18 protein-coding genes are annotated in these 26352 nt (G+C 39.7%); 8 read left to right on the top strand and 10 right to left on the bottom strand.

The window, feature by feature from the left end; all coding sequences use genetic code 11:
• Positions 1-56 precede the first annotated feature (56 nt).
• The 5 genes from CLV99_RS14185 to CLV99_RS14165 all read left to right on the top strand — a co-directional run bounded on the left by CLV99_RS14185 (position 57) and on the right by CLV99_RS14165 (position 8489).
• Positions 57-3449, top strand: coding sequence for a SusC/RagA family TonB-linked outer membrane protein (locus tag CLV99_RS14185; protein WP_162850120.1), 3393 nt, complete (start codon positions 57-59; stop codon positions 3447-3449).
• Between the two features lie 15 nt (positions 3450-3464).
• Positions 3465-4883: a RagB/SusD family nutrient uptake outer membrane protein gene (locus CLV99_RS14180; protein ID WP_133585179.1), complete on the top strand. Its 1419-nt coding sequence runs from the start codon at positions 3465-3467 to the stop codon at positions 4881-4883.
• A gap of 104 nt (positions 4884-4987) precedes the next feature.
• The gene (locus CLV99_RS14175; RefSeq protein WP_162850118.1) at positions 4988-5791 is read left to right on the top strand and encodes a DUF4843 domain-containing protein; all 804 of its coding nucleotides are present in this window, start codon (positions 4988-4990) and stop codon (positions 5789-5791) included.
• 8 nt (positions 5792-5799) lie between these two features.
• Complete coding sequence (locus tag CLV99_RS14170) at positions 5800-7302, top strand: PKD-like family lipoprotein (RefSeq protein WP_133585177.1); 1503 nt, start codon at positions 5800-5802, stop codon at positions 7300-7302.
• 2 nt (positions 7303-7304) lie between these two features.
• A complete protein-coding gene (locus CLV99_RS14165) occupies positions 7305-8489 on the top strand; it encodes a TlpA disulfide reductase family protein (protein ID WP_133585176.1) in 1185 nt (394 codons plus the stop codon).
• Between the two features lie 88 nt (positions 8490-8577).
• On the opposite strand, the gene CLV99_RS14160 is transcribed toward CLV99_RS14165, so the two are convergent.
• Positions 8578-9039: an Lrp/AsnC family transcriptional regulator gene (locus CLV99_RS14160; protein WP_133585175.1), complete on the bottom strand. Its 462-nt coding sequence runs from the start codon at positions 9037-9039 to the stop codon at positions 8578-8580.
• A 150-nt stretch (positions 9040-9189) separates the two neighbouring features.
• On the opposite strand from CLV99_RS14160, the gene CLV99_RS14155 reads away from it, so the two are divergent.
• On the top strand, positions 9190-10116 hold the full coding sequence (locus CLV99_RS14155) for an EamA family transporter (protein WP_133585174.1): 927 nt from the start codon (positions 9190-9192) through the stop codon (positions 10114-10116).
• Between the two features lie 85 nt (positions 10117-10201).
• On the opposite strand, the gene CLV99_RS14150 is transcribed toward CLV99_RS14155, so the two are convergent.
• Positions 10202-11614 carry an arylsulfatase gene (locus tag CLV99_RS14150; protein WP_133585173.1) on the bottom strand — a complete coding sequence of 471 codons (1413 nt, stop codon included), beginning with the start codon at positions 11612-11614 and terminating at the stop codon, positions 10202-10204.
• Positions 11615-11805: 191 nt separating this feature from the next.
• Here CLV99_RS14150 and CLV99_RS14145 point away from each other — a divergent pair, with 191 nt between their 5' ends.
• Positions 11806-12888, top strand: coding sequence for a formylglycine-generating enzyme family protein (locus CLV99_RS14145; protein WP_133585172.1), 1083 nt, complete (start codon positions 11806-11808; stop codon positions 12886-12888).
• A gap of 272 nt (positions 12889-13160) precedes the next feature.
• Here the strand turns inward: CLV99_RS14145 and CLV99_RS14140 are convergent, their stop codons facing one another.
• The 8 genes from CLV99_RS14140 to CLV99_RS14105 all read right to left on the bottom strand — a co-directional run bounded on the left by CLV99_RS14140 (position 13161) and on the right by CLV99_RS14105 (position 25273).
• Positions 13161-14711 (bottom strand): DUF4832 domain-containing protein, encoded by a 1551-nt coding sequence (locus tag CLV99_RS14140; protein WP_133585171.1) that lies wholly within the window; start codon positions 14709-14711, stop codon positions 13161-13163.
• Positions 14712-14730: 19 nt separating this feature from the next.
• Positions 14731-15861, bottom strand: coding sequence for an acyltransferase family protein (locus tag CLV99_RS14135; protein ID WP_133585170.1), 1131 nt, complete (start codon positions 15859-15861; stop codon positions 14731-14733).
• A 46-nt stretch (positions 15862-15907) separates the two neighbouring features.
• A complete protein-coding gene (locus tag CLV99_RS14130) occupies positions 15908-16780 on the bottom strand; it encodes a PKD domain-containing protein (protein ID WP_133585169.1) in 873 nt (290 codons plus the stop codon).
• 25 nt (positions 16781-16805) lie between these two features.
• The gene (locus CLV99_RS14125; protein WP_133585168.1) at positions 16806-18323 is read right to left on the bottom strand and encodes a RagB/SusD family nutrient uptake outer membrane protein; all 1518 of its coding nucleotides are present in this window, start codon (positions 18321-18323) and stop codon (positions 16806-16808) included.
• Positions 18324-18351: 28 nt separating this feature from the next.
• Complete coding sequence (locus tag CLV99_RS14120; RefSeq protein WP_133585167.1) at positions 18352-21633, bottom strand: SusC/RagA family TonB-linked outer membrane protein; 3282 nt, start codon at positions 21631-21633, stop codon at positions 18352-18354.
• Positions 21634-21896: 263 nt separating this feature from the next.
• The gene (locus CLV99_RS14115) at positions 21897-23003 is read right to left on the bottom strand and encodes a FecR family protein (protein WP_133585166.1); all 1107 of its coding nucleotides are present in this window, start codon (positions 23001-23003) and stop codon (positions 21897-21899) included.
• Between the two features lie 177 nt (positions 23004-23180).
• Positions 23181-23771: an RNA polymerase sigma factor gene (locus CLV99_RS14110; protein ID WP_133585165.1), complete on the bottom strand. Its 591-nt coding sequence runs from the start codon at positions 23769-23771 to the stop codon at positions 23181-23183.
• A gap of 275 nt (positions 23772-24046) precedes the next feature.
• A complete protein-coding gene (locus CLV99_RS14105; RefSeq protein ID WP_133585164.1) occupies positions 24047-25273 on the bottom strand; it encodes a TlpA disulfide reductase family protein in 1227 nt (408 codons plus the stop codon).
• Positions 25274-25632: 359 nt separating this feature from the next.
• Between CLV99_RS14105 and CLV99_RS14100 the strand changes: the two genes are divergently transcribed.
• Positions 25633-26343, top strand: a complete 711-nt coding sequence (locus tag CLV99_RS14100) for a hypothetical protein (RefSeq protein WP_133585163.1) — start codon at positions 25633-25635, stop codon at positions 26341-26343.
• Positions 26344-26352 lie beyond the last annotated feature (9 nt).

The following is a 26352-nucleotide window of genomic DNA, read 5'->3' as shown; positions in this document are numbered from 1 at the left end:
CTCCGATTGAATCATCGGATACCCATCAATCGAGGACACAAAAAATCTGGAGAATTATGAAATTAACTGGAGTTTTAACACTTGTTCCGCTGTTACATCTCAGTGCATCAGTCTATTCGCAGCAAGTCACATTGAAGGGACAGCGTGTAAAAATTAAGGATGCCCTACGTACTGTCACCAAGCAAACAGGATATGGTTTTCTATACAATACCAATATGTTGAATGTAGAGAGCAGTATCTCTGTCGATTTGGACAATGCACCATTGTCTAAAGCTATGGACGAAATTCTAGCATCAAAGGGGCTAACCTACAAGATTGAGGAAAATACAATCGTGTTGTTGCCTAACGTAAAGAATGCTTCTATCGTGAATAGTATGGAGGCTCAAGATGGTGTTATTATAAAAGGTTCAGTCGTTTCTGACGATGGCGAGATTCCACTTGTCGGTGCGACTATTACTGTTGTGGGACATAATAATAAATGTCTAACGGATAATAAAGGATATTTTCAATTAAAAGTACCAGAGAATACCAAGCTTATACGTATCAATTATGTAGGTTATGAAACAAAGGAAATAAAAATCGATAGCAAAATCAAAGAAATCAAAGTTAGGCTTTATACAAAAAATAACGATCTGAACGAAGTCGTCGTGCGTACGGGATTGTATAAGCGTCCTGTGGAAAATTATACAGGATCCGCTAGAACCATTACAGCAGAAGAGTTGAAACGCGTGGCATCTTCCAATATATTAGGAGCTATCAGTGTTTTAGATCCCTCTTTCCGTATGCCTGAAGATATCAATTTAGGGTCTGATCCTAATCGGCTACCAGATATCGAGCTACGAGGCCAGAATAACTTTCCAGATCAATCAGCGATATCCAACAGTAGTGCGAGCCTTCGCAATGTATACGGCGACAAGCCGAATGCACCTCTGTTTGTGTTAGACGGTTTTCAGGTCACTTTACAGCGGATCTATGATTTGGATATGAATAGGGTGGAGCGTATTACCGTGCTAAAAGATGCTGCAGCCACTTCTATATATGGCTCTCGGGCTAGCAATGGTGTTATTGTCATCGATACCCGACAACCGAAGGAAGGAACGGTCAGGGTGTCTTATAGAGGTGGAGTGACAGCTACATTGGCGGATTTGGGCAGTTACCATCTTTTGAATGCAAAAGAAAAATTAGCTTTTGAAAAAGAGATAGGCTATTACAAAGACAATGGCGACTGGCCTTATTTGCAAACCGTTCGCGATGCAGAGTATAATGAGCGATTAAAATCTGTAGTGAGTGGTGTTGATACCTATTGGTTATCCCAGCCCTTGCAGAATGCATTTGGCAGTTCGCAATCCTTCTTCTTAGAAGGAGGAGATCAAGTGGTAAGATATGGTATAAATTTAAATACCAATAATGATGTTGGTGTCATGAAAGGGTCGGGACGTAACAAGCTTTCTGGTGGTGTGGCGTTAACATATAGAAATAAGAACTTACTTTTTAGTAATGACTTGAGTATAAATCGGGTTAAATCCAAAAATAGTCCTTATGGTACATTCTCCGATTACACCAAGCTCAACCAATATTGGTCCCCTTATGATGAAAATGGAGACTTCGTTCGGTTTCTGGGGCAACCGAGGAGGAACAGTAGTGGAGCTTTCTATTCAAATTATGACACCCCCCTATATAATGCCGTTTTACCCCATAAGGATTTTAGTGAGCAATTGGGCTTTACCAATAATTTCCGGTTTGAGTGGTCTGTTTTAGAATGGCTAAAATTGGTTGGAGGTTTAGGTATTACTCATAATAATAACACTTCAGATCTTTATCTGTCTTCTAGTCATACCAGTTTCGAATCCTTACCTCTTACGGAACGTGGCCGTTATACCAAATCGTCTGGGACGAGTGATTTGATCGATGCCAATATCGGATTTGATATCCGTAAGACTTGGGCTAAAAATCTATTGTTCTTTACTGGAAATTTAAATATCAATGAAGGAAAGGAACAAACGTATACCACATCCGCTATAGGTTTTCCGAACGAAAAGGTAGCGGAGCTTATTTTTGCCAGTAAATACGATCCTGCTACTTTAAAGCCTTCGGGATCGCAAGGAATTAGCCGATTGGTCAGCAGTAGAATGAATGCTAACTACTCGTATGATAATAAGTATCTTTTGGATGCTTCGTTAAGTATGGATGCTTCATCACAATTCGGTAAGGATCGACAACTAGCTCCTTTCTGGTCTTTTGGTTTGGGATGGAATTTACATCGGGAGTCCTTTTTGAAAGAGGTGTCTTTTATCAATTTTCTAAAAATCCGAAGCTCTGTGGGTACCACAGGGGACCAGAATTTTCCACCCTATATGGCATTAAGTACCTATAATTATTATTCGGATCAGTTTTATATCAATCAGCTTAGCGCGCACATGACAGGGTATGGTAATTCTGCGTTAGGTTGGCAAAAGAGTATTAAAAGAAGCATAGGTACGGATGCTATTTTGTGGAATAATAGAATTAGCCTATCAGCAGATTTTTATCACAATACAACCAATGATTTGATTCTGGATATTAACACGCCACCTTCTATGGGCTTTAGTTCCTATAAGGAAAATGCCGGAGCTTTAAAGAATCTAGGTTGGCAAGGAAATGTAAATGTCAATCTTATACAAGATGCACAGAAGGAGCTTTTCTGGCGGGTTGGTGTTTCTGCTTATGCCAATACCAATACGATCACTAAGATATCCAATTCCTTACGTAAGTTGAATGAAGCTGCAGATGCCAAAGATAAAGATGTAGAAGATCCTGATCGTAACAAGCCTAAGAATTATTATCAGGAGGGACAATCATTAACCGCTATTTATGCAGTACGCAGTCTAGGGATTGATCCAGCCAATGGGCAGGAGATCTATTTGGATAGAAATGGAAACAGAACCTACGTCTGGAATGCAGATGATAAAGTGTCAATAGGTGACACACGACCTAAGGTGTCCGGTACAATCAATACAGGCATAGATTACAAAGGCTTTGGTTTTAATATTTATTTCTCTTATAGATTAGGGGCCAGTCTTTATAACCAGACTTTAGTGGATCGTGTAGAAAATGCAGATATTACCTATAATGTGGATCGTAGAGTAGCCAATGATCGATGGAAGGCTCCCGGAGATCATACTTTTTTTAAAGGTATCATAGGTAGTGCAGATGGCAGACCGGTTGTTGAAACCACATTAGCAACATCACGTTTTGTCCAAAAAGAATTTATGATTGAGGCGTCACGTGTGTCATTTTCTTATCAATTTCCACAACATACCGAATGGATGAAAAGGGCTCGTCTTTCTAACACCAGATTAGAGTTATACATGGCAGATCCTTTTTATATCTCTACAATAAAAAGGGAGCGTGGACTTGATTATCCATTTGCAAGGAGTTTTACTTTTAACATATCTACTAGTATATTTTAATAAAACAACAGCTTTATGAAAAAGCCTATTTATATATTAATCGCATTATTGACTGGGTTTTCTTTCACATCCTGTAAAGACTGGCTGGATGTACGCCCAGGTACGGAGGTTCTTCAAGATGAACTGTTCGATACTGAAGAGGGGTTTAATGAAGCCATATTGGGGTCTTATCTCCAAATGGGAGCAGGGGTATATGCTGATAATTTGACAATGACGACCATAAGTGCTATGGGACAGAATTATCAAACTACGGCTACTGGCCACCCGCTTCGCGAACATGCCCTTTACAATTATGTTCACCCGGATGTCAAGAATACCGTTGCGACTATCTGGAGCAATATGTATACTGCTATCGGTGGCGTTAATAATTTACTGGAACATGTAGACGATGCTAAATCTATCTTTAGAAAAAACCATTATAACCTTGTGAAAGGACAGGCGTTGGGGTTAAGGGCCTATATGCATTTCGATTTGTTGCGTATGTTTGGTCCTCTACCACTTAATAATGAGGCAAAAATAGCTATTCCTTATGTCACGGCCTTTGATAATAAAGTGACGGATATGAGTAGCTTTTCTGAGGTTATAGAAAAGTGTATTGAAGATCTCGATGAGGCCGAAACGCTTCTGTCTGTAGATCAGGATGTAGCATATAACAATGGCGAAAACCAAGATGAATTTAATCTCTATACACGCAATCACTTTAATTACTGGGCTGTAAAAGCTCTAAAGGCTAGAATATATCTCTATGCTGGTAACAAAGAAAAAGCGTTAAAATATGCTCAAGAAGTTATTGCATCTGGTAAGTTCCCTTTTGTTAATCGTACTACGTTCAATCAAACTTCTAATCAGGATCGTACCTTTTCTACCGAGCATATCTTTGCGCTGAATCAACCTTTAATGAAAACGCTGGTTGATAAAAGGTTTCGTCTTGAAGGGAATACTAGCTTTCAGACTACTACCTTTTTTCTGTCTACTACTAATATGAATAATCTGTACGAGATAGCTAATGGAGGTTCTACTGATTACCGGTATCTATATCATGTCCGACCAGCAAACGGCTACTCCTATAGCACCAAGTTTTGGCAAGATGGTATTACCAAGTTAGAATTGGCGAATCAGATGCCTATGATTCGAATTTCGGAGATGTATTATATCGCGGCAGAAGCGACTCCGGATCTTGAAAAGTCCAGAGATTGGTTAAATGAAGTGCGCTCACATCGCGGTCTTCTTGAGTTAACTTCTAATTTCAACGAAACTATTAAGATGCAGGAATTGGCTAAAGAATATAATAAGGAGTTCTACGCGGAAGGACAGACTTTCTTTTACTATAAAAGATTAGGCATCTTGACCATTCCACGTGCTACCGTTGCACTCAAAGAATCCAGTTTTATTTTTCCTCTTCCAGATAGTGAAATCGAATTTGGGAATCGTTAATCTAGTTATTAATAGATATGCAATATCAATCTAAGACAGATTGCACAGGCACCTGTGAAACAGCTTTGGATATTCCATATGACAGTTTTAAAAAATATACATATATGAATAAGATAACATATAAGAGTAGGATATTTTGGATAATTACTTCTATTGTACTTTTGGCTATAGCTGCTTCTTGTTCCAATAAGGAATTAATGTACAATGATGAGCCAGGAATATATATCAATAAAGAGACTTTCTCTGGACGACGAGATAGTATGTCTTATTCCTTTGCTGAAAAAGCAGACGACCTGGACTTAGATACCATCTATATACCTGTAAAGATTTCGGGTTTTCCCAAGTCCGTAAAAAGAAAAGTTCCTTTAGTGATCGATGATTCGCGTACTACCGCCAAAGCCGGTGTACATTATCAGCTTATAGAAACTTGGATCGATGCCGATAGTATAGCTTCTACAGTCCCGCTTATAGTGAAGAGAGCTCCTGATCTAAAAAATACACAGGTTAATATTTATTTAGAGATTAGACAATCAGAAGACTTTCCCTATTTAATTGATAAGACAAAAACGAATAATACGTACAACGGTGAACCCTCTGTCGTTTTTTTACCTGATTATCTCATCAAACTAAATGATCAGCTTTTGAAGCCGGATACTTGGGATGCGAGTGGAAGTTGGTTTAAGTATTTTTTTGGAAATTATAGTGATGTGAAATGGAAATTTATTCTCGATGTGACCGGAAGAACGGTATGGGGACCACGTGCTCGAGATGGTGCAGATGCACCTACTGGTGTAGAAATGTATACCTATTATGCTAAATTGTTGAAAGCCCTATACGAGTATGAAAAAGAGAACGGAACACCTATGCTCGATGAGTTAGGAAATCCAGTAGTCCTTCCGATAATATAAATTTAAAGATGATGAAATCTAATATAATAGTATATATATTGACTTTTGTTCTGTTGAATTCCTGTGCTAAGGATAAAGGTAATTACGATCTTACTGCAATTAATGAAATAGAAGTACAAGAGCTGAGTGAAGACGAAAATATAGATGTTTTACTGGGAGAAAAGTTATTGATAAAGACTACAATATCTCAAAAAGATGGGGATCCCTCCCAATATGGTTATCGGTGGTATATGTTTAGTGATGCTTATGGGCCTCTTATCGAGCTTTCTGATAAAAAAGACTTGGATGTACCACTTGATGCGCCCATAGGTGGCTATACTTTAATGTATGTCGTCGAGGATAAGAGAACAGGTATCACCGCTACACGAGAGCAATATATTACATTGGTGTCTAAGTACGGAAGTGGTATTGTCGTTTTAGAAGAGACTGTAAAGGGAGGGGATATCAGTCATATCGGTTTTGATGGCAGTATCTATAATAACTTATTCTCCGGAGCAAATAATGGAGAATACATTTCGGTCTTGCAGTCGGATTTAAAGGGCTTTTATTATTCTGTAGGAGAACAGTTTCAAAAGCCTATTTACCTTTTTCTTACCTCTAAAGGAGAAAATACGGTTGAATTAGATCCTGAAACATATGAAAAGTTAGAGGATTTTTCGAGTATGCTTGCTACTCCATTAAGCAAAATTACCGAGCTTGATGATATTTTAGGACAGCCTAGTTCGAATGCTGTTTATAGTATAGTCAATGGTGTCGTTATTATGGGGTCCAGTGCCGGTGATAGTCCTTTCTTAGAGGCCGAGTTGCAGGGTGACTATAGATTAGCTCCTTTTGTCATTACGACAACAGCAGGAGGAAATTATATAGCTGGAAAGACTAACTTTATAGGTTATGATGAAAAAAATGGACGTTTTGTATGGTATTCAGGTTTCTACTCTGGTCATCTAAAAACTTATGGGACAGATACCAGTACACCTGGGGCTTTTGATCCTAACAATATCCATAAGAAATGCGTATATGCGGGTTATTCAAATGATGCTACGCTGTATAATTGGATTATGAAAGGGCCGGATAATAAAATGTATTTTTACCAATTGTATCCGGTATCTACACAAAATGCAGCCAAAGCTTATGCTGAGATACCTGCTTCTGCGAATATGAGTGATGCTCGTTATTTTGCCAGCTCCACTAGTCTGCCTCACATCTATTATGTAGTTGATAATAAGGTTATGTTGTATGATTATATTTCTAATACCCCCCGTGTGGTTTATCAGGCTGTTAGTGGAGAAGAAATTACAGATTTAAAACTTTCTGTATCAAGAGTTCCTCAGTATCAGACCGGGTATAGAGCGATACGAACTACAGGAAAATTATATCTTGCTACTTATGGCAATAATAAAGGTAGAGTGTTAGAGTTTGATATCGCAGGAACAGGGGGACTGGATCAACCAGTAAAAGCCTATGAAGGATTTGGTAAAATCAAGAGTATGTTCTATAAAGAAAAAATGTAAAGATGAAAAATATACGTTTTGTATTGCTAATGATACTATGTGCGCCCTTATTTGTAGTAGGGCAAAGTGCAAGAGTATTTACATTAAAAGGTAAAGTTGTAGATGTAGAGGGGATTTTGGATAATATGATTTATCTTAAGTTTGCGCAGAATGGGGTGTCTCTTATCGATAGTGCCAAGTTAAGCAATGGAGAATATTCGTTCTCAGGGGAGATTATGTATCCTACAAAAGCCACTATTCAGCTCAAAGTCGCGGATAGTGTTGAAAGGTACCATATGCAGACTCGTTTTCTGCGTGACTATACGCACGAGTTTTATATTGATGGGGGGCATCTGGTGGCCAGTGCCCCTAAAAAAATGAACAGCACAATTGTTGAAGGGTCTGCTGCAGATAGCGATAGACAAAGGCTTGATGCGTTGTTGAAACCGCTTTATACCAGTAATGATAAGCTTTACAGAGAATATGGCGATCGTGCTTACCGAGAAAAGGATAGTGTCGCTATAGCGGCCTATTTAAAGCAAAGTTATGCGACGACGGGAAAAATCGATTCCATCGAAAAGGACTTCTTGTTTAGTCATCCGCAATCAGGCATCGCGCTTGATCTGTTACAGGATTATACGCGGAGCATGCTTGAATTTTCGGAAATAGCGTCTTTTTTTGCTCAATTGCAACCGGATTTAAGAAACTCAGTAGAGGGACAGAAATATGCAGAGCGGTTACAACAGGCGGAAAAAACAGCAAAAGGAACTGTTGCTCCTGATTTCACACTGAAAGATAGAGAGGGTAGAGAGGTGTCACTATCTTCTTTAAAAGGAAAAGTTATTCTCTTAGATTTTTGGGGTAGTTGGTGTTTCCCCTGTCGGCAGACCCATCCACATTTACGTGAGCTGTACGTGATGTATAGAGACAAGGGATTTGAAATTCTAGGTGTAGCAAATGAAAGAGGTGACGAAAGTCAGAATTATAAAAAGTGGACGCAGGCTTTGGACGAAGATCAGATGACTTGGGTCAATTTGCTGGGAACCGCAAAGGGGAGTATAGGCCCAGATGTGCCATCTATTTATAGTGTCAGCGCATATCCTACTAAGGTTTTGATTGGTAGGGATGGAAATATCATCAGACGTTTCGTTGGTAGTGGTAAAGAGGCAGCTGATGAATTGGATAAGTTATTAGCCGAACTTTTATAATAACACTCCATAACGGAAAGAATTAGCAGTAGAAATAAGCAGTGTAACACTGCTTATTTCTGCTGTTGAATAGTAAATTATCGCTTATTTAAAAAGGCAATGCCGTAGTCTGTTTGATATAGCGCATCACAAAAGAGCTCTGTATCTTGCTGACCTCAGGGATTGCTGATAGTTTGCCCGAGGCAAAAGCATTATAGGCTTCCGGGCTGCTGACCACTACCTTGAGGACAATATCAAATATTCCCCCCGTTACATAGGCATCCATTACCTCATCAAGGGCAGTAATCTGTTCTAAGAAGCGGTCTACATGTACTTTTTGCTGACTGATCAGAGAGACATTCACAATCACTGTGAAATTTAAACCTACTTTTTCCTGATCTAGGATTGCGACATAGTCTTTGATATACCCTTCAGACTCCAACCTTTTGATCCGGTCGTATACCGATGTGCGAGACATATTCAGCGTATTTGTCAATTCATTGATATCATACTTCGCGTTCTTCTGGAGTTCCCGTAATAGCATCTGATCCTGTGGGCTTATTTTTTCCATTGTATTTTTTCCGATTATGGGTCTCTTTAATGTGTCTGTTGTGTTCCAAAAACTAAAAATACATACATTTTTCGTGTTTTATACATTTATAAAACTTGTTTATCGAATAGAAAACTTCATTCAGTAGATTTACCTGTACAAAGTATAATAATGAATAAATATGTGTTGATTGTTGCTCTTGGTGCGCTTAGTTATGGGATGCTATCCTCTTTCGCCAAGATTGCATATGGACAGGGTTATAGTGCAGCTGAGGTTACGTTTATACAGGGTTTTATAGGGGCTTTAATCCTATGGTCTGCTTCTTTCGTTCGCAAGGCAAGAGATCGGAAAAAAAAGAGCGATATGCCAGCCGTAGGAAGATGGAAGTTATTGTTGGCAGGAGCATGTATGGGAGTGGCGACCTATCTGTATTATCTTTCTGTACAGTACATTACGGCATCCCTTGCTATTGTATTACTTATGCAGATGGCTTGGATGAGTATTTTTGCCGAATGGATTGTACTGCGGAGGCGGCCTCATCTCAAGCAGTTGGGGGCCGCAGCTTTTATCTTGTTTTCAACATTTCTAGCTGGAGGATTTACTGGAGTTACGGCCAGAGACTTCTCCCTGTTGGGTATTGCTTTGGCCTTGTCTTCTGCCGTTTTGTATAGCTTTTATATTCTTTTTACCAGCGAGTTGGGCAAAGATATACATGTCTTTGAGAAAAGTGCCTTGATGACCACAGGCTCCACTGTTATTATATTTCTCATCAATTGCAATTCTTTGTACCACAGTGTTCATATTGACAGTGGTCTGTTACAGTGGGGGCTTTTTTTAGCGATATTCGGTACCGTTATTCCTCCTATATGTTTTAGTGTCGGTATGCCCAAGTTGGGCCCCGGACTCAGTGCTATACTGTTGACGCTCGAACTTCCTGCCGCCGTGTTGTGCGCTTTTCTTGTTTTGAACGAACAGATTACGATGATACAATTGTTGGGTATTGTCTTATTGTTTTTGGCGCTTCTATATATCAATTTATCTTTGAAGGGCGCCAAAGGTGAGAAACTTGATCTGCAATATTCTAAAGTTCAGAAATAGCGTTTCAGCTGGATAAGATGTCTATTGTTCAGAATAGCTGACCTAGAAAGTCTCGTAACCCATCTAGGTCAGCTAATAGGTCAATTTACTTCTCTGGATACAATGGGAAAACAGGGTTTTCTGTTCTAACCGATTCCAGCTTTTTCGTCAGTTTTGTTGCTACTTTAGGATACTGGACGATTAGGTTCCGTTGTTCTTGAGGATCCTTATGTATATCATATAATTCAAATATAGGCTGGGCGCTTTTTACTTTTAACTTAATCAGTTTCCAATTGTCGACCAAGATTGCCTGTCTTCCGCCATCTTCGTGAAACTCCCAATATAGGTATTCGTGCTTCTTTTGTTTTCCACTTCCTTTTAGGCTTGGTAAAAATGATATCCCATCCGTATACGACTCCATTTGCTGTCCGCTTATTTCAACCAGTGTCGGCATAATATCCCAAAATGCAGCCTTATGATCTACAGTAGTGTTGGACTTTACCACAGTAGGCCAAGACACGATAAACGGAGTGCGTATTCCGCCTTCGTATAGATCTCTTTTATAACCGCGCAATCCTGCTGTACTGTTGAAAAAATCAGGATCGGCTCCACCTTCACGATGGGCACCATTATCGCTGGTAAACATTATTATCGTATTTTCTAATAATCCCAAGTCTTTCAATTTATCAATGATTTGACCGACATAGTGATCCATTCTACTTACCATAGCAGCATATGTCGCACGGGGCTTCTCCACAGATGCATAGCCAGCTATGGTCGCTTTTGGGCCATAATCATTTCCTTTATGAAGGGTTTCAGAAAAGACATCTTTATAGTTGTTAAAAAATAAATCCTCTGGTCCTGCTAATTCTGCATGGGGAAGCACAGTCGGTACGAATAAGAAGAAAGGTTTGTCTTTGTTGTGTTCGATAAAAACCAGTGTTTCAGTCTGTATTAGCTCTGGGGCATAATGTACTTTTTCAACCAGATTATTACCTTTTAATTCGATGCGGAGATTATTGTGCCATAGGTGGGTAGGATAGTAACGATGTGATTGCCGCTGACAGTTGTAGCCGTAGAATTCGTCAAATCCTTTTCTATTCGGATCACCACTGGTTCCTACCATTCCGAGTCCCCATTTTCCAAAAGCTCCCGTTGTGTATCCAGCTTTCTGGAGCGCCATAGCCATGGTATTTACAGAATCGGCAAGTGGTTGTTGCCCCTCTGGTTCCAGTTCCTTATTTCCTCTGATGAAGGTATGTCCGGTGTGCTGACCGGTCATGAGGGCTGATCTGGATGGAGCACACACTGAGGTCCCAGAATAGAAGTTAGTGAATTTAGCACCTTTTTTTGCTAGTTCATCGATCCGGGGTGTTTTTATTTTAGTCTGTCCATAAGAACCTAAATCACCTATCCCTAGATCATCAGCCATAATCAGGACGATGTTTGGTTGTTTTTGTTGTGCGTATGCAAAAGGTGTAAATAATACAGCAATAAGTAATAGCCACTTTGTTATCATAGTAGTTTTGCGTAGTTAAGGTTTAGTGTACTCAGAATATTGATACAAGAGATCAAAATATTCTTTTCTTAGATTGAAGTAAATATACTAAAATAAGCGGCTTGATAGTATGCTTTAATCGCTGAGTGCTGTTGTTGGTCTTATTTAAATTATATACTTTTATTTGACCTAAACAAAAAAGCAATTTAGAAATGATGAATTATCTGCTGTGTGTCTTTACTATCATATGTATAATCTCCTGTGGCTCCGATCAAAATAATAACGGAAGTCAAACGGTATCGACAGCGGGCGGAATGACCTGCGCCATGCAGGGGATACCGAATAGATATGTAAATACAGGCGCCGATACAATTGAGTATAAAATCGGAAAAGATGAGGCCAAGATGGTTCTTATAAAGGGAGGAAGTTTTAAAATGGGATCTAAAAACTTCGCCGATGCGATGCCCATTCATGATGTAACCGTTAGCTCCTTTTATATGGACGAACACGAGGTGACCAATGCTCAGTTTGCAACCTTTGTCAAAGCTACAGGATATGTCACCGTCGCAGAGCGCCCTTTGGATCCGAAAGATTTCCCGGGCGCCGAGCCAGCTATGTTACTGCCTGGCTCAGCAGTTTTTGTTGGCAGTAGCGATGTCAAGGATCTCGGAGATGCGTTACAGTGGTGGAAATACGTTGTAGGAGCGAATTGGCGACATCCCGAAGGCCCGGAGAGCTCTATTGTGGATAGAGATAGGTATCCCGTCACACAATTGGCTTTTCAGGATGCAGAAGCTTATGCAAAATGGGCAGGCAAAAGACTGCCTACCGAAGCGGAATGGGAGTATGCAGCAAAAGCAGGTATACACACCGACGAAATTTACTATTGGGGAGATGATTTAAAACAAAATGGTAAATGGTTGACAAATATCTACCAGGGCAGTTTTCCGGGCCATAATACAAAAGAAGATGGTTTTGAAAATACTGCAAAAGTAAAATCTTATCCACCGAATGCCTATGGACTGTATGATATGGAAGGAAACGTATGGGAGTGGTGCGCTGATTTTTACCGTACAGATTATTATGCAGCACATGATGGTATAAACCCTAAAGGGCCTAAAGACTCTTATGATCCGCAGGAGCCTGGCTTAGTGAAGCGTGTGCAGCGTGGAGGATCATTCCTGTGTAATGATCAATATTGTGAAAGGTACAAGGCTGGAGCTCGTGGTAAAGGGGAAGTCAATAGCCCTACGAATAATGTCGGGTTTCGGTGTGTAAAAGATATCGCTGATTAAGAGGGGCTGGGGATTTACAGCCGAATCGGACTTTCTGCTTCTAGCGTTTTTTGTGAAAAATGATGATCTGATTTCATTCGACTTTATAGTGCTAATGTTTTTTAAAATGACGGTTACCTTGTTAGTTTTAATTTGTTTATCTTTTTCTTGATTTGATACGATAAAACTAAAGAATAGAAAAAAGCTAGGAGACTTTTTTTATTCGTCGCCTAGCTTTTGTTGTTATTTTAGATTTTTATTCCAAAGATTATTAACTCTAATGAGCCTATATTTTAATTAACTTTTACAATATGGTTTAGTTTGTTGTAACCAGTGTTTGCTTCCCACATATCTGTGTTTGCAAAACGTATCGCATATTCAGGCCGAGATGATATACTAGCATAGGCATCAGGAAGGTGGAGCAACATCTCATAGTCACCTTTAGATAAGTTTTTTGGTATTAGTATGCTTTCTTCTACTTTGACCTCACCACTATACCATTTCCTGACATCTGTAGACATTACTAACGATTCGATAGCCCCAGTCTGGATGTTGCGTAAAATCAGTTTCAGTGGACGTTTATTATAAGGAGAGGCATAACCTACATTTTTAACGTTGAGGGTGATATTCATGGCTGTTCCTAGAACTGTGTTGTCAGGAAGAGTAGCATTTTGGAGAACAAAACGGTAGCCCAAATTACGTTTGATATTGTCCATGCATCCACCTTCCTGCCAATCGTTGTTAACGTCATTGTTGTAATGTGCATTGATAAAACTGTAATGTTTAGCTGCGAATTCGGCTTGTATCCGACCTGCGGGTTCGCAGTTGTTATCAGGATTATAGCCGTCCATACATGTCTCACCACCTACCACAACAAATTTGCCATCTCCTTCAGCATACTTTTTAAGGATATTCTGTACAGAAGCTGTTGACGATCTGTCTGTAGAACTGTTACCATAATCTTCATAGGTCCCCAGATCATTAACGTTTGCCATAAAACAATCGTTGTGAAAACCTAATCTTGCGATATCTGTTTCATTAAACGCATTGCTTTCACTGAGCGCCGCAGCGGTTACAGGAGCGTCTACACCATAGATATAGCGCTGTTTGAGCTGAGGATAACGCAGTTGTACCATCCTGTCATGGGGTACAGCCTGAAGCAATGCTTTAATGATTTCTATCCGGTCATTCCAGTTCTGATCAAGCAGTTTTCCCTGATCCGCATTTTGAGAAGCATCTCCAAAGAAATCGCTGTAGTATTGTTCGCCCCATACCCCAATAAATCCTAATTGTACACAAGCTATGACATCAGCATTATCATGTAGTATCGGTTTTAGCTGATTGATATGTTGTAGGACGATCGCTTTAGGAGCATCACCATATGGAGGACAGATAAAGCCTTCAGGGCAATTACCTGGATTAGCCGTTGTGGTATAGACAAAACGTGGTATCAATTTGACACCAGCCTTGCGGGCGGCTTCAAAATCTGATCTCATGTTCGTTAGAAACGCTGTGGAGATCGCAGTATTAATTACGTCATCCAATACATAATATCTAAATACAAGTGTGCTTAACACTTGATAGTTAGCGCCAGATATAGATTGTGGCGATCGATAGCCCGTTAGTTCGTCTGGGGTCAATACCGTATAGTTGCTCGAGCTAGTCTCTGAGTAGCGGTAGAATCCTCGTTCCGGATTTGCGAAATCTTCATTGCTCTCTATGTAAGCAATGTTGATCTTTTCAATTTTTACCAGGTCAAGATCTTTTGTCTGGCAAGAATATGTCAGTAGGAATACGATTAGGAAACAACCCAATAGACAGCCGATAATTATTTTTATCTTCATTGTACGATGTTTATAACAGTTACAGTTTGAAAAATATTTTACGCTTAAACAGCCAATAACAGAGTGCCCATTGAAGGAACAATGCCGAGACAGAAGATATTATGGCCGCAGCGTCCCAAGGCGTGCTAAATAGCCGATGGAGCATATCGCCGGTGAAGATGGCCACCGTTTTATTAAGCCATTGTAATCCTACCGTTTCGAAAAAGAGGTATATAAATATAGAGTTCATACCTACAACGGTACAGATCCAGGCATATCGATTGTAGCTTTTGATATCGGCCAGCCAGTAAACAGCTGCCGTGATCAATAGTACCCACCCTATCGAAGCGAAAACAAAAGAGCTTGTACTGATACGTTTGATAATAGGTGTTAGGCCGGAAGAATCTAAGCCGAAGCCTACAATTAATGCTGCTACTCCAGCTAAACACATTATGGCTAACTTCCGGTATTTACTTCGTTTGGAAACTAACAATTTTCCAATAAGAACTCCCCAGATGGTATGCGCAGCAGTCGGAATGCAATTAATAGCCACCCAACCGTCACTATTTATCTTCCCCATCAATAGGGTGTCCATATAAGCCCCAAAGTTTTTGCCAGACTCAAAAGGCTGTTCAAATCCTGGTTGTAACACCATGCGGTAAAGCCCTTCGGTAAGTAGAAGAAGCCCTATGGAAAATATAAACTGCCATACACTAGATCTTTCGATAATCAGATAAGCAACAAACGTTGTAAATGCCAACTGGCTTAGTACATTCCATAGTTCAAAGACAACCTTGCCGTTATAAATGCAATGTAGAGCCAGGCCGCATAAAAGAAGCTTTAGGCAGCGAAACAAGATATGACCTAGATTAGCCTTCCAGGTACTGCCTTTTGACTTTTTACTGTGATATGAAATATACATCGCTACGCCTGCAATGAACATAAATGCTGGTTGAACCAAATCCCAGAAATGGAGCCCGTGCCATGGGTGATGAAAAAACTGATCAATAAATCCGCTAATTCCTGAATCTGGACCGAGATCCTTAATTCTTTGATAAAGGAGACAACTCTCTCCGCATAGCAGGATCATAATCAACCCCCTCATAATATCTAATGATATTAAACGGTTGTTTGCTTTTTGATCCAAAATTACACTTGAGTTTTTAGTCATAAATAGTTATTTCAAAATATTTAAAATCCACTTATAGAAGTTTGAACTATTCGGACATATCCAGCAAGTAGCTTGAAGAACCTACGTTTGGAGCACTTCCAAGTGTTTCCGACCAATCATTTTTTATCGCCTGCAGGCCTATTCTCATGCCTTGTCCTGTCAAGCCTTTAAGCTTACCACGTGCGATGCGCATCTCGAATTTTATTACGCCACTTGCTTCTTTTACCGTGCCTACCTTATATGCATCAGCGATAGATTGTTGAGCAAATGAAAAAGCATTTTGATCATTGCTGTTATGGTAAAAGATATCGACTCCTGTAGTCAATAATTGGCCTTCCAGTAAGATGTCATATCCACCTGCAGTAAAAGTTCCAGTTAATAAACCTGTACCCGGATTATTATCCGAATCCATATAAATATCGAAAATAGCGGCATCAGACTTTTTACCTACCATTTCTACATACAAGTAAATATAATTACCATCATAATCCATCTTTACCATATTGAGTACTCCTTTATCTGTCCCCAAAGGAATTATATCTTTCGTGACGTTATCCCAATCATCTAATGTACTGTCATCAATTTTTATAGGCGAAGTTTTTGCTATTCGCAATACCGTCGAAGCTTCCGTGGTTTTACCACTTACTAAAGCTCTTAATGTAGGTACATACTTTCCTTTTCCCGGATAGGTGTGTACCGGATTGGCGTCAGTAGACTTTTGACCATCGCCAAAATCCCACTCGTAATTAGAAACTCCCTCAGTCTTAATGGTAAAAGTTGCTGTTGCCCCATCGACCGTCACGTCATACAGCAGGTCTGTCTGTGGAATATAATTATCCTCTTTGCAGGCATGAAATACTACACTGACCAAAAGAAAGAGTAGTAAGTTAAATTTCTTGTTTTTTATAGCGTTTTGCATAGCAGTCAATATTAGAGTAAATAGATCATGGGTTTTGTAGAGCTAGTGGATTGCTCAGTGTCTCATCGATCGGTATGAAGTATATGGTACGTGGATTGGTATAGGGCACAGTGAGATTGGCGAAACCTGAAGGTTTTTTAGATAAATCTATATCTGTTTCTTTAAGGCTTAGCAGGTGATATCCCCAATAGTTCTTGTCCATCGTTCTTTTGTTGCGGTATATATCGTAGGAGCGATGTCCCTCAAACGCCATCTCTATCCGTTTTTCTCCCAGTACGACATCCAATGCTGTTTGACCGGCAGGCAACACTTTATTGTATAAAGAGTTTTCCAATCCACGGTTTTTACGGATCATATCTACATCATCCAGTGCATCAGTTACAGCATTGGTCTTTGCTTTTGCCTCCGCCCGTATCAGGTATAGCTCTGCAAGTCTGAACATGATCGGCGAACTCAGGTTCGGTAAGCCATCTTGAAAAGAGAACTTGCTGATATAATAAATTTCAATTCCGTTTTTCTTTTGTATTGCCCCGTTTCCATCTTTTAAGGGGACGATATATGACCAGCGTACGTCTTCTGGGTGCTGAGCCATGGCATCACGCAAGGATGAGGAAGCATATTCCTCCCCCCAGCCCGAGTTACCATCTGAATAGATCATGGACGCAATGGATCCAAATTTACCATAATCGTCTACCTGTGTAAATGCTATACAAAAAATGGTCTCTGGATTGGAACTTGCGTTGGCAAACAGATTGGGGTAGGTGGTTTTTGTACTTAAGGTGTACTTGCCCGAACCAATGACCTTGTCTGCATATTCTATTGCCTTTATATTGTCTTCCTTATAGAGGTTGACACGTGCCAGCAACGACCATGCTGCTTCTTGGGAAGCATATTGTACTCCTCTTGATTTTGTCATTAAAGATGCTGCTTTTTCAGCGTCAGCTAATACAGATTCATATACTTCTTTTACAGAAGATCTCTTTTTTTGCGCTGGATCAGTGAGATTTGTACGCAATATGATGCCCTGAGACTCGGGGTCGACACTGTATGGTTTTCCAAATAGTCTCACTAAATTGAAGTGACAAAAAGCGCGTAAAAAATAACATTCACCCAAAAGTTGGTTAGTCTCACTGTCGGACTTGCCAGATTGTTCAACAGCATCGATTACTGTATTCACCCCGGTTATAATCTTATAAGATATATACCAGAAATAACGCGTATTGGATTGCGCCGGCGAATGCCCCAAGGTAAAACTGTAATATAACGGGTCTGTGGTTACCTGTGCACAGACTATGTCATCACTGGCAAAATCCGATAGATGATAGAATTGACGCAGATACATGTTGTTCTGATCTATTGTACCATTGAACTCTATATGATCCTTAAACAGCGCATAAGCTCCATTTAGGGCATTGGTCAAGCCGTCTGTTGTCGTTATCAGTGTATTGGTACTGATTGCATCACTTGGTGAGATATTGAGATCCTTGCAACCGCCTAGAGATAGTAGGGCCAGAACAGTGAGGGATAAAAGGTTCTTTTTCATAAATTTTATTTTTAAGGCTCAAGCCGGTCTAAAAATTAAAGTTTAGGTTCAACAGATATTGTCTGTTATTCGGATACTTAAAGTTCGAAACACCAGGCATCACATAAGCTCCAGGGGTAATCGTAGTCTGCGGATCCTGGCCTAAGAAATTGGAAAAAGTGATCACATTGTCAGCTGTCACACCGATATTTATGGCTTGCATTGCAAGTCTACTAGCCCATGCTTTCGGTAAGGCGTAGCTAAAAGAAATATTACGGATGGTGAAGTAACTCCCATTTTTCAGATAGCGGCTGGATGTTTCTGTGGAATTTGCCGAATTCTGCGGACTCGGTTCTGTTGCTTCTGTATCACCTGGGCCACTCCATATCTTAGCTCCGTCTGGCAGTTTTATCTGATTGTAATATGGTTCGTGTCCATCATTCATCATATATCTCAAGTTGTTACTGAATACCTTGTTGCCCTGATTGAAATATGTACTTATACTTAGACTGAAATCTTTATAACTCAAAGTGTTATTGAAACCTCCTTGATATTTGGGTAATGCCGATCCAACTTCCTGGCTTGTAGCTTGTGCGTAATCGAAAGTTTTTTCGCGGGCGACAGCTTCTCCCTCGGTGTTGTACACTATTTTTTCCCAGATTGGAGCACCGGTATCTATATCGACGCCTAGCCATTTGGGCATATAAAATTCAAAAAGATTGCCACCGTTACGATAAATCTGTGTTACCCCTGTTGAGCTCGTTTTGATGATATCAGATGGAAATCCTGATAATTTGTTATTGTTAAAGTTGATTGTAAAATCGGTGGTCCATTGAAAATTATCTGTCCGGATATTCGTTGAACTTATACCTATTTCGATTCCTTTGTTGATCACCGTCCCTGCATTCTCCCATTTTGTTTCAAAACCTACAGAGAGTGGCTGCGAGACCTGTAACAGGAGATCTTTTGTATCGTTGCGGTAGGCATCGATTGTTAGGTTGACCCGTTTGAATAATCCAATGTCGATTCCTGCATTTATCTGACGTTTACTCTCCCAAGTCAGATTGGGACTAGCTAATTGATAGGGAATTGCTCCGACCACACTGTTATATTGAGCAGTTAGGGAAAATAGACCCAGGTATCGAGAAGCTCCAATATCTTGTGTTCCTGTAAAACCGTAGCTGCCTCTAAGTTTCAAGTTGTCGATTATCGCATTTCCCGATAAAAACTCTTCGTTGCTCGCAGCCCAGGCTGCGGATATAGAAGGGAAACCTCCATATCGTTTGTTAGGGACAAAATTCGATGAACCATCATATCGATAAGATCCCGAAAGAAAATATTTACTTCTATAGTTATAATTTACCTGGGATAATAAAGATTGTAATGTTGTACCGATGTTATAACCGTTTACCTTTTGATTGCTGGATACGACATTCAGAACCTTAAGTCCTTCGGGTAGTCCTTTTCCAGAACCACCGGAAAGCTCTGTGCGGCCACTTTCGAATGCCCCTCCCACAAAGCCGCTGATGTTGTGGTCATCCATAGTAAACTTGAATTTCAACAACTGATTACTGATGATACCATAATTAAGCGTATTCGATTCGTCGAGATAGCCATCACCATGGTATGTTCCTGCTGCCAAAGGCGATACATAATTAACCCCTTTGCTAAATGAGGCAGATATCCGATTTGTACTGCTGAATGTCAACCAGTCCGTGATATGGAGGTGGGCTCCAAGATCATAGTTGATGTCAAATCCTTTGAAGGTATGATCGGAGTTGGCTACGGTATGGATGGGGTTGATTTTATCCCGAGACCACCATTTGAAGGGGGAGCTTCCATCTACGTAAATAGGTTGTGCATTCGTGTCATAGGGATTGTCCCAAGGTAAGTTAAGGAAGGCATAATACATATCCATATAGTCATTGTTTCTCCCCTGGCTTGCACTTACGTTGATATTATTGATCAAGTCAAGTTTGTCAGAAATATGATAAGTAGAATTACCTCTTAAGTTGAGTCTTTCAAAATTTGTTTTGATAAATGTCCCTTTTTCCTTGTAGTAAGATGCGCCGACATAATAATCATTTTTCTGTGTTTTCCCTTTGGCGGATAGGTAGAAATTGGATATCGGAGCTTTTTTAAAAGATTCCTTTGCCCAGTCGTAGTCTTGATCACGCAGGCTCAGGGGACGTTCGGCATAAAACTTTACAAGATCGATTTTATATGAGTTGTCCGTTGTTCCTAGGATGTAATCGCGATAAAACTCCTTTTGGTAGTCATACAGTTCACTGCTATTCATGAGCTTGAGCTTTCCAAAATCTGCCGTACGAAACCCCGTTGCGATCTTAGCCTCAAAGCTCACACCTTCTTGCTTAGCATTTTTGGTTGTGATTATAATAACCCCTGCATTCGCTTGAGAACCGTATAATGCAGTCGCACCAGCGTCTTTTAATACAGTTACATTTTCCACATCATTGGGATCATAGTTCCCCCCGATAATACCGTCGACGACAAAAAGTGGACTTTGATTAGCATTTACTGAAGATACTCCACGTAGTCTGATTTCTGCAGCGCTACCGGGGGCTCCGGAGCTGTTCACAACCTGTAGACCTGCGACTTTACCTTGAAGCATAGTACCTACATCATTGGCCGTAACATCTTTTAGCTTGGTCCCGGACACTACGCTTACTGCGCTGGTCAGCTCTTCTTTGCTCTTGGAGGTGTAGCCAACTACGACGACCTCATTCATCTGCTGCAGATCTGGATTCAGCGTAATCTGTATATTCCTATCCGATGGCGCAACTGCTACCTCTTTGGTAACATAGCCTACATAGCTTACGACCAGAATCGGACGTTCAATAGGTGCTTCTAATTTGAAACTACCATCTGCTCCGGTCATAACATTATTTTGGAGTCCTTTCACCTTGATAGTTACACCCGCTAGAGGTCGACTTGCTTCATCAGAGACCTTGCCCGATAGGGCTTGTTGCACCTTGCTTTTGTCTATTTCAAGGTTTTCTGGTTTTTCTGTCGGTTTCGATTTACGGCCAATCAGTATAGTTTTTTCCTCAATACTGTAAGTTAATGCTTGGTCTTCGAGCACCTCTGACAAAAATTGCCGCAAAGGCATCTGTTGTGCTGAAACAAAGACTGGTTGAGAGCCGTTCAAAAAACGGACATTGTAGACCACCTTATAATTGGTCTGGCGCTGGATAGCTTTGAACACCTCTTTCAGCGAATACCCCTTAGCTTCCAATGTAACGGTCTGTGAGTGGGATTTTGCGCTAATGTGGAGACACCCAATCAACACCAATAGTGTTGTCAATTTCATAATTCGAAGGATTTGTCTTCCGGTTTGTCCCGCCCATAAACGGCGGGTGAAACGAATTTTCATATTCATGGCCTATAGTTGCCACCGCAAAGCTTTTTTTCTTAAGTTTGCAGTGATTGGATAATGTGAACTGATTCTCTAATTGGTAAGATTATGTTATCCGACATAGCAGGGAGTATGGTCAGACGTTCTCCCTGTACTTATGTACGGTATTATAACTTAAGTAGTATCGTTTGTTTTCATAAAATATAGCTTTTTATTGGTTATTCGATTATCAATTTGTTCTTCTCTAGCCGATAGTTGATTTCCGATATTTTAAGTAATCTAAGTACTGTCTGTAAGGTAACATTGCGCGACATCGCTCCGCTGAAACGTTCATTAGGAACTTTTCTTTCATAAACAACTTCTACATCATACCATCTGGACAGTTGTTTGAGCATATCTGTAAGAGGCGTATTTTCGAAATAGAATTCTCCCTTTTTCCATGCGATAAACGGTTGTATGTCTACTTTCTGTTTTTTTAAATTGTCAGTTCCCCAGAACTCAGACTGGTCTCCAGGTACCAATGTTAGCTCTTTCCCATTTGCATCCAAACGGATGGCTCCGGATACTAAAGTCGTCATTACACTGTTGTCATTATCATAAGCCGACACATTAAATTCTGTGCCGAGAACTTCTACTTTCTGTCCACGACTTAATACTCTAAAAGGTCTATGCTTATCTTTCGAAACAGAAAAATAGGCTTCTCCTTCTATTTCCACCAAACGCTCGTTTTTGGCAAAGTGGGAAGGGTATCTTAATGTCGACCCTGCATTTAACCATACCTGCGTTCCATCAGAAAGTGTCAATTGATAAGTGCCACCAACCGGTGTTGACAATACCAGTTGGTTGGTGGTGTTCCCATCCAGGTTGACAATTGTTTCAGATCCACCATTATAGGCTATTTCGTCTGCGCCGACAACTATTCCATTTTCTTCTGTACTGAGATCAATGACTGTTCCGTCGGCCAAAGTCAATTTAGCCCTATTTCCGCCCGGTAGCACATCATTGCTTTTATGGCTGACGATTGCATGTTGATTCTTGTCGTTGCTCTCTTGTTTATGTTGGAAAAAAAATAAGGTCGCCAATGTCAGGATCAATACCGCAGCAGCGTAATGTCGTATTTTGGGCTTTATCTGACTAGTTCGTTTTTGATCGTTAGATAGGATCCGCTGATCTGTCTGAAAGCTAGAAGAAAGATTATCCAAGCCATGGGCTTCGTTTTGCGTATAATGATTGAACCATTTATGGAGATGAGCCTGTTCTTCCGGTGTACATTGTCCTTTACTGTACCGGTCAAATAAATTTCTTATTTTTTCTCTTTGTTCCATATAGTTTTAGCACGTTCGACAATAGTTTTTTGTCTCTCTATAATTTGTATACCAATGGGAGTAACAATAGTTATAGTCGGAAATAGGAAAATGTGAAATAGGAGAGGTGTATCTAAAGAATGAATAACAAAGCTTGCAGAAAGACAATGTTTTTTTGAACCTGAAAGGAATATTATTCTAGTTACAAAATAACATTGCGAAGATAACTAGTCTCGGGAATTTGCTTCGAAGAATGCGCATCGCCTGATGCTTATGCTGTTTAACGGTGCCTTCAGAGATATTGAGTCTTTCGGCGATTTCCTTATTGGAGAGTTGGTTGTTCCAGGAGAGTTCGTATACTTCACGCATTTTTGGAGGGAGCTTTTCAATTTTTTCTTCAAGTATATGCTGTAACTCACGGACAAGTACTGTTTCTTCGGTGCTACATGGATGATGCTGTTCGAAAGCGAGGTACGAATTGACATACTCGTCAAAGTATTTACTTCGGTTCATGTTAGAGAGGATCCTGTTGCGGAGGACAGTATAGAGATATCCCTTAATGTTGGATGTAGGATTTATTTGTTCTGAGCTCTGCCATACTTTCATAAATAGTTCCTGTACAGCATCATTAGCATTGTCTTCATCTTTCAGTAGGTGATAGGCTGATAGGTACATAGATGTGCGATGTCGCTCATAAAATAAGGTAAATGCATCATTATCGCCTTGCTGTATCCGCAAAACGAGCGCTTCATCATCAGCTGACTGCATATCTGGATAGAATTGGTCCATACTTTTCCTCTTATAATGGTTACAGTTATCTCGGTAATATCGGACACTTTATAATCGGTCAATGTGAGCAAAGTGTGTATAAAAAATGAAATATGCAAGAAATAATGTCAAATCTTCCACTTGTTTTTGGAAAAGTATCCCTTTTATTCTAAAGAGCCATAAATAATACACGGCATTTGTAAGCTATGGTCTGATTGATCCAGATCCATTATTCTTCAGGTCAATGCTTTTACGATAACATATTTTTTTTGACCTTGTAAAGCCAGGTTAGAATTCTACTTTAATATTTGGTCTAGCTTAGTCTCCAGTTCATCTCCCTTTAGATTATGGCCTATTATTATACCGTTTTCATCCAATAGGTAGCTGTGAGGTAACCCTTTCACTTCATACAGCTCATATATTGGCGATTGGTGCCCTTTCAGATCAGAAAGATGTGTCCACCCCGTTATTTTATCTTCATGTATCGCCTTAAGCCACAATTCTTTTTCCTTTTCTTTATTCAAAGAGACTGCGACTATCTCAAAATTCTTGTTTTTAAATTTTTCGCAAATAGCCAAATATCTCGGGTTTTCTTTCCTGCAAGGAATACACCACGAAGCCCAGAAATCTAACAAGACAATCTTTCCTTTAAATGACTCGAGCGATACCTCTTTATCATGGATATCCCGGAGCGTGAATGCTGGTGCCTTCGATCCTACAGCTAGCTTTTTATACCTGTTGATAGCAATCGCTATTTTGTCCTTTTTCGACGAATCCATTGGGGTAAAAGGTATCTTATTAAAAATATCCTCCAATTGCAAGACATTCTCTTGGTTGAGATGTCGCTCGATAAGATCGGCTGAGAATATAGAGGGTGTGTTATTTGCTAGAAAGGACATATCAAAAATTAGCATACTTTTCATAAATTCCTGCAAGTTTTCTTGGTGTTTAATTGCCTCCCCATTTGTTAGCGTCCCATTTTTAACGTTGTCAGTAAATGCTGAGGATATTGCCATAGCCTCATTCCTTAGGCTGTCGTTTTCAAACCAATATTTAGAATAGATTACGTTTAGTTCGTCGCCTTTTATGTTGGCCGAGCTCAACTCATTACCTTTTACCAGGATCGGTGCGGAGGATAGGTAAAACTCTCTGAATTTTACAGGAAAGCGAGACATTCCTTCTGTTGGTACATTCTTTTCATATATCCCGAGTGTAGCTATTTTAGTGTGGTTGGCTGTTCCCGTAAATTTGAATTTGCCCTTTGTGACCACAGATGAATCTGTATCGACATGATCAACGATTAGGTAGACTTTATCATTTTCTTTAAGCTCTTTTATCTCGCCTTCAATTAGGTATTGGATCTGTGCAGAAGAAAATAAGGGAGAAATAGACAAGAGTATGAAAAGAAAGGTATACTTTTCTAAGCTATGGTCTATTAGATTGTTGAAAAACCAATGAAGTTTATTCTGTATATTGGATAATAAGCATAAAAGAGAGTTGCTTGTTTCTGCCTGCTTTTGCATAGGGTAATGTCTGTTTATAATTGTCTTAAATATACAAAATGTTTAGAAGTAATCAAGCTAACTATTCAAGCTAATTGAGGGGAAACTGCCTCAATACAATTTAACCTTTGAATGTTGTTGATGGTCTTATTTAAATTATTTAGAAATGATGAATTATCTGCGGTGTGTCTTTATTATTCTATGTAGGATACCTAATAGTACATCTCTTCGAGCAGAGCTATTTTCTTTAATATAATTTTTAACTTAGCGTAGGGCATAAATGCAAAGTAATCATGTCTCAAAAAAATGAGTTTCAGAATCCAGGCGGAATATATTTATCTTGAAGCTTGGTCAGTTTATATATTATAACTTCGTTTTAAATGAATCAAAAATATCTGCTCTTATTACTTCTCCTTACCGTAAGCGATTTTACTTATGCACAGTTTGCAAAAATTATCGATAAAGACGGTTACGTAAATGTTAGGAAGGAAGCCTCCATTAAGAGTGAGGTTGTATCAAAAATCAATGCCGAGGAGATTGTCTATGCATTCCCCGATGAAGAGTTTCCAAATTGGGTTAGTGTTGATTATATCAATCGTCATAATGAGAGTATTTATGGACATGTACATCATTCGAGAATCAAGCTAATAGAATCTTATCCACAGATTCCAAATATATCCTTTAATGGTAGTGTGGCAAAGTTTGTGTCGAAAGATGTGACTGTAGAAATTATATCCGAAAAATTCGATTATCAAAAAAATAAAAGATACTTTTCATCGACGAAATATGGGGATTATACCATTGAAGATAAATTTAAAGGGCAGCAAGTGTGGGGGACAGATGGTACGATTCCTAACAGCCATTATATCGCCATCAAAGCCACGATAAAAGGTAAAAGTATCCAGATCCCCGAAAAGGAGATTGAGAATTTGTTTAATGTAAACAGTGAGTTTGCATCATGTTACTATGACAATCTAAACGATATTTTATACATCACTTCTGTTAATGGAGATGGTGCAGGAGGGTATGCCGTATTGTTCAAGATTGAAAAAGGAGTCTATAAATCCCGGGTTGTAACAATGCCTTTTTAGCATACTATG

This window comes from Sphingobacterium yanglingense (assembly GCF_004363245.1).
Lineage (GTDB): Bacteria > Bacteroidota > Bacteroidia > Sphingobacteriales > Sphingobacteriaceae > Sphingobacterium > Sphingobacterium yanglingense.
This window is presented reverse-complemented; position numbering and strand designations above follow the sequence as displayed.

Coding starts and splice junctions, on each gene's coding strand:
- CLV99_RS14185 (WP_162850120.1), top strand. CDS start 57: ATGAAATTAACTGGAGTTTTAACACTTGTTCCGCTGTTACATCTCAGT.
- CLV99_RS14180 (WP_133585179.1), top strand. CDS start 3,465: ATGAAAAAGCCTATTTATATATTAATCGCATTATTGACTGGGTTTTCT.
- CLV99_RS14175 (WP_162850118.1), top strand. CDS start 4,988: ATGAATAAGATAACATATAAGAGTAGGATATTTTGGATAATTACTTCT.
- CLV99_RS14170 (WP_133585177.1), top strand. CDS start 5,800: ATGATGAAATCTAATATAATAGTATATATATTGACTTTTGTTCTGTTG.
- CLV99_RS14165 (WP_133585176.1), top strand. CDS start 7,305: ATGAAAAATATACGTTTTGTATTGCTAATGATACTATGTGCGCCCTTA.
- CLV99_RS14160 (WP_133585175.1), bottom strand. CDS start 9,039: ATGGAAAAAATAAGCCCACAGGATCAGATGCTATTACGGGAACTCCAG.
- CLV99_RS14155 (WP_133585174.1), top strand. CDS start 9,190: ATGAATAAATATGTGTTGATTGTTGCTCTTGGTGCGCTTAGTTATGGG.
- CLV99_RS14150 (WP_133585173.1), bottom strand. CDS start 11,614: ATGATAACAAAGTGGCTATTACTTATTGCTGTATTATTTACACCTTTT.
- CLV99_RS14145 (WP_133585172.1), top strand. CDS start 11,806: ATGATGAATTATCTGCTGTGTGTCTTTACTATCATATGTATAATCTCC.
- CLV99_RS14140 (WP_133585171.1), bottom strand. CDS start 14,711: ATGAAGATAAAAATAATTATCGGCTGTCTATTGGGTTGTTTCCTAATC.
- CLV99_RS14135 (WP_133585170.1), bottom strand. CDS start 15,861: ATGACTAAAAACTCAAGTGTAATTTTGGATCAAAAAGCAAACAACCGT.
- CLV99_RS14130 (WP_133585169.1), bottom strand. CDS start 16,780: ATGCAAAACGCTATAAAAAACAAGAAATTTAACTTACTACTCTTTCTT.
- CLV99_RS14125 (WP_133585168.1), bottom strand. CDS start 18,323: ATGAAAAAGAACCTTTTATCCCTCACTGTTCTGGCCCTACTATCTCTA.
- CLV99_RS14120 (WP_133585167.1), bottom strand. CDS start 21,633: ATGAAATTGACAACACTATTGGTGTTGATTGGGTGTCTCCACATTAGC.
- CLV99_RS14115 (WP_133585166.1), bottom strand. CDS start 23,003: ATGGAACAAAGAGAAAAAATAAGAAATTTATTTGACCGGTACAGTAAA.
- CLV99_RS14110 (WP_133585165.1), bottom strand. CDS start 23,771: ATGGACCAATTCTATCCAGATATGCAGTCAGCTGATGATGAAGCGCTC.
- CLV99_RS14105 (WP_133585164.1), bottom strand. CDS start 25,273: ATGCAAAAGCAGGCAGAAACAAGCAACTCTCTTTTATGCTTATTATCC.
- CLV99_RS14100 (WP_133585163.1), top strand. CDS start 25,633: ATGAATCAAAAATATCTGCTCTTATTACTTCTCCTTACCGTAAGCGAT.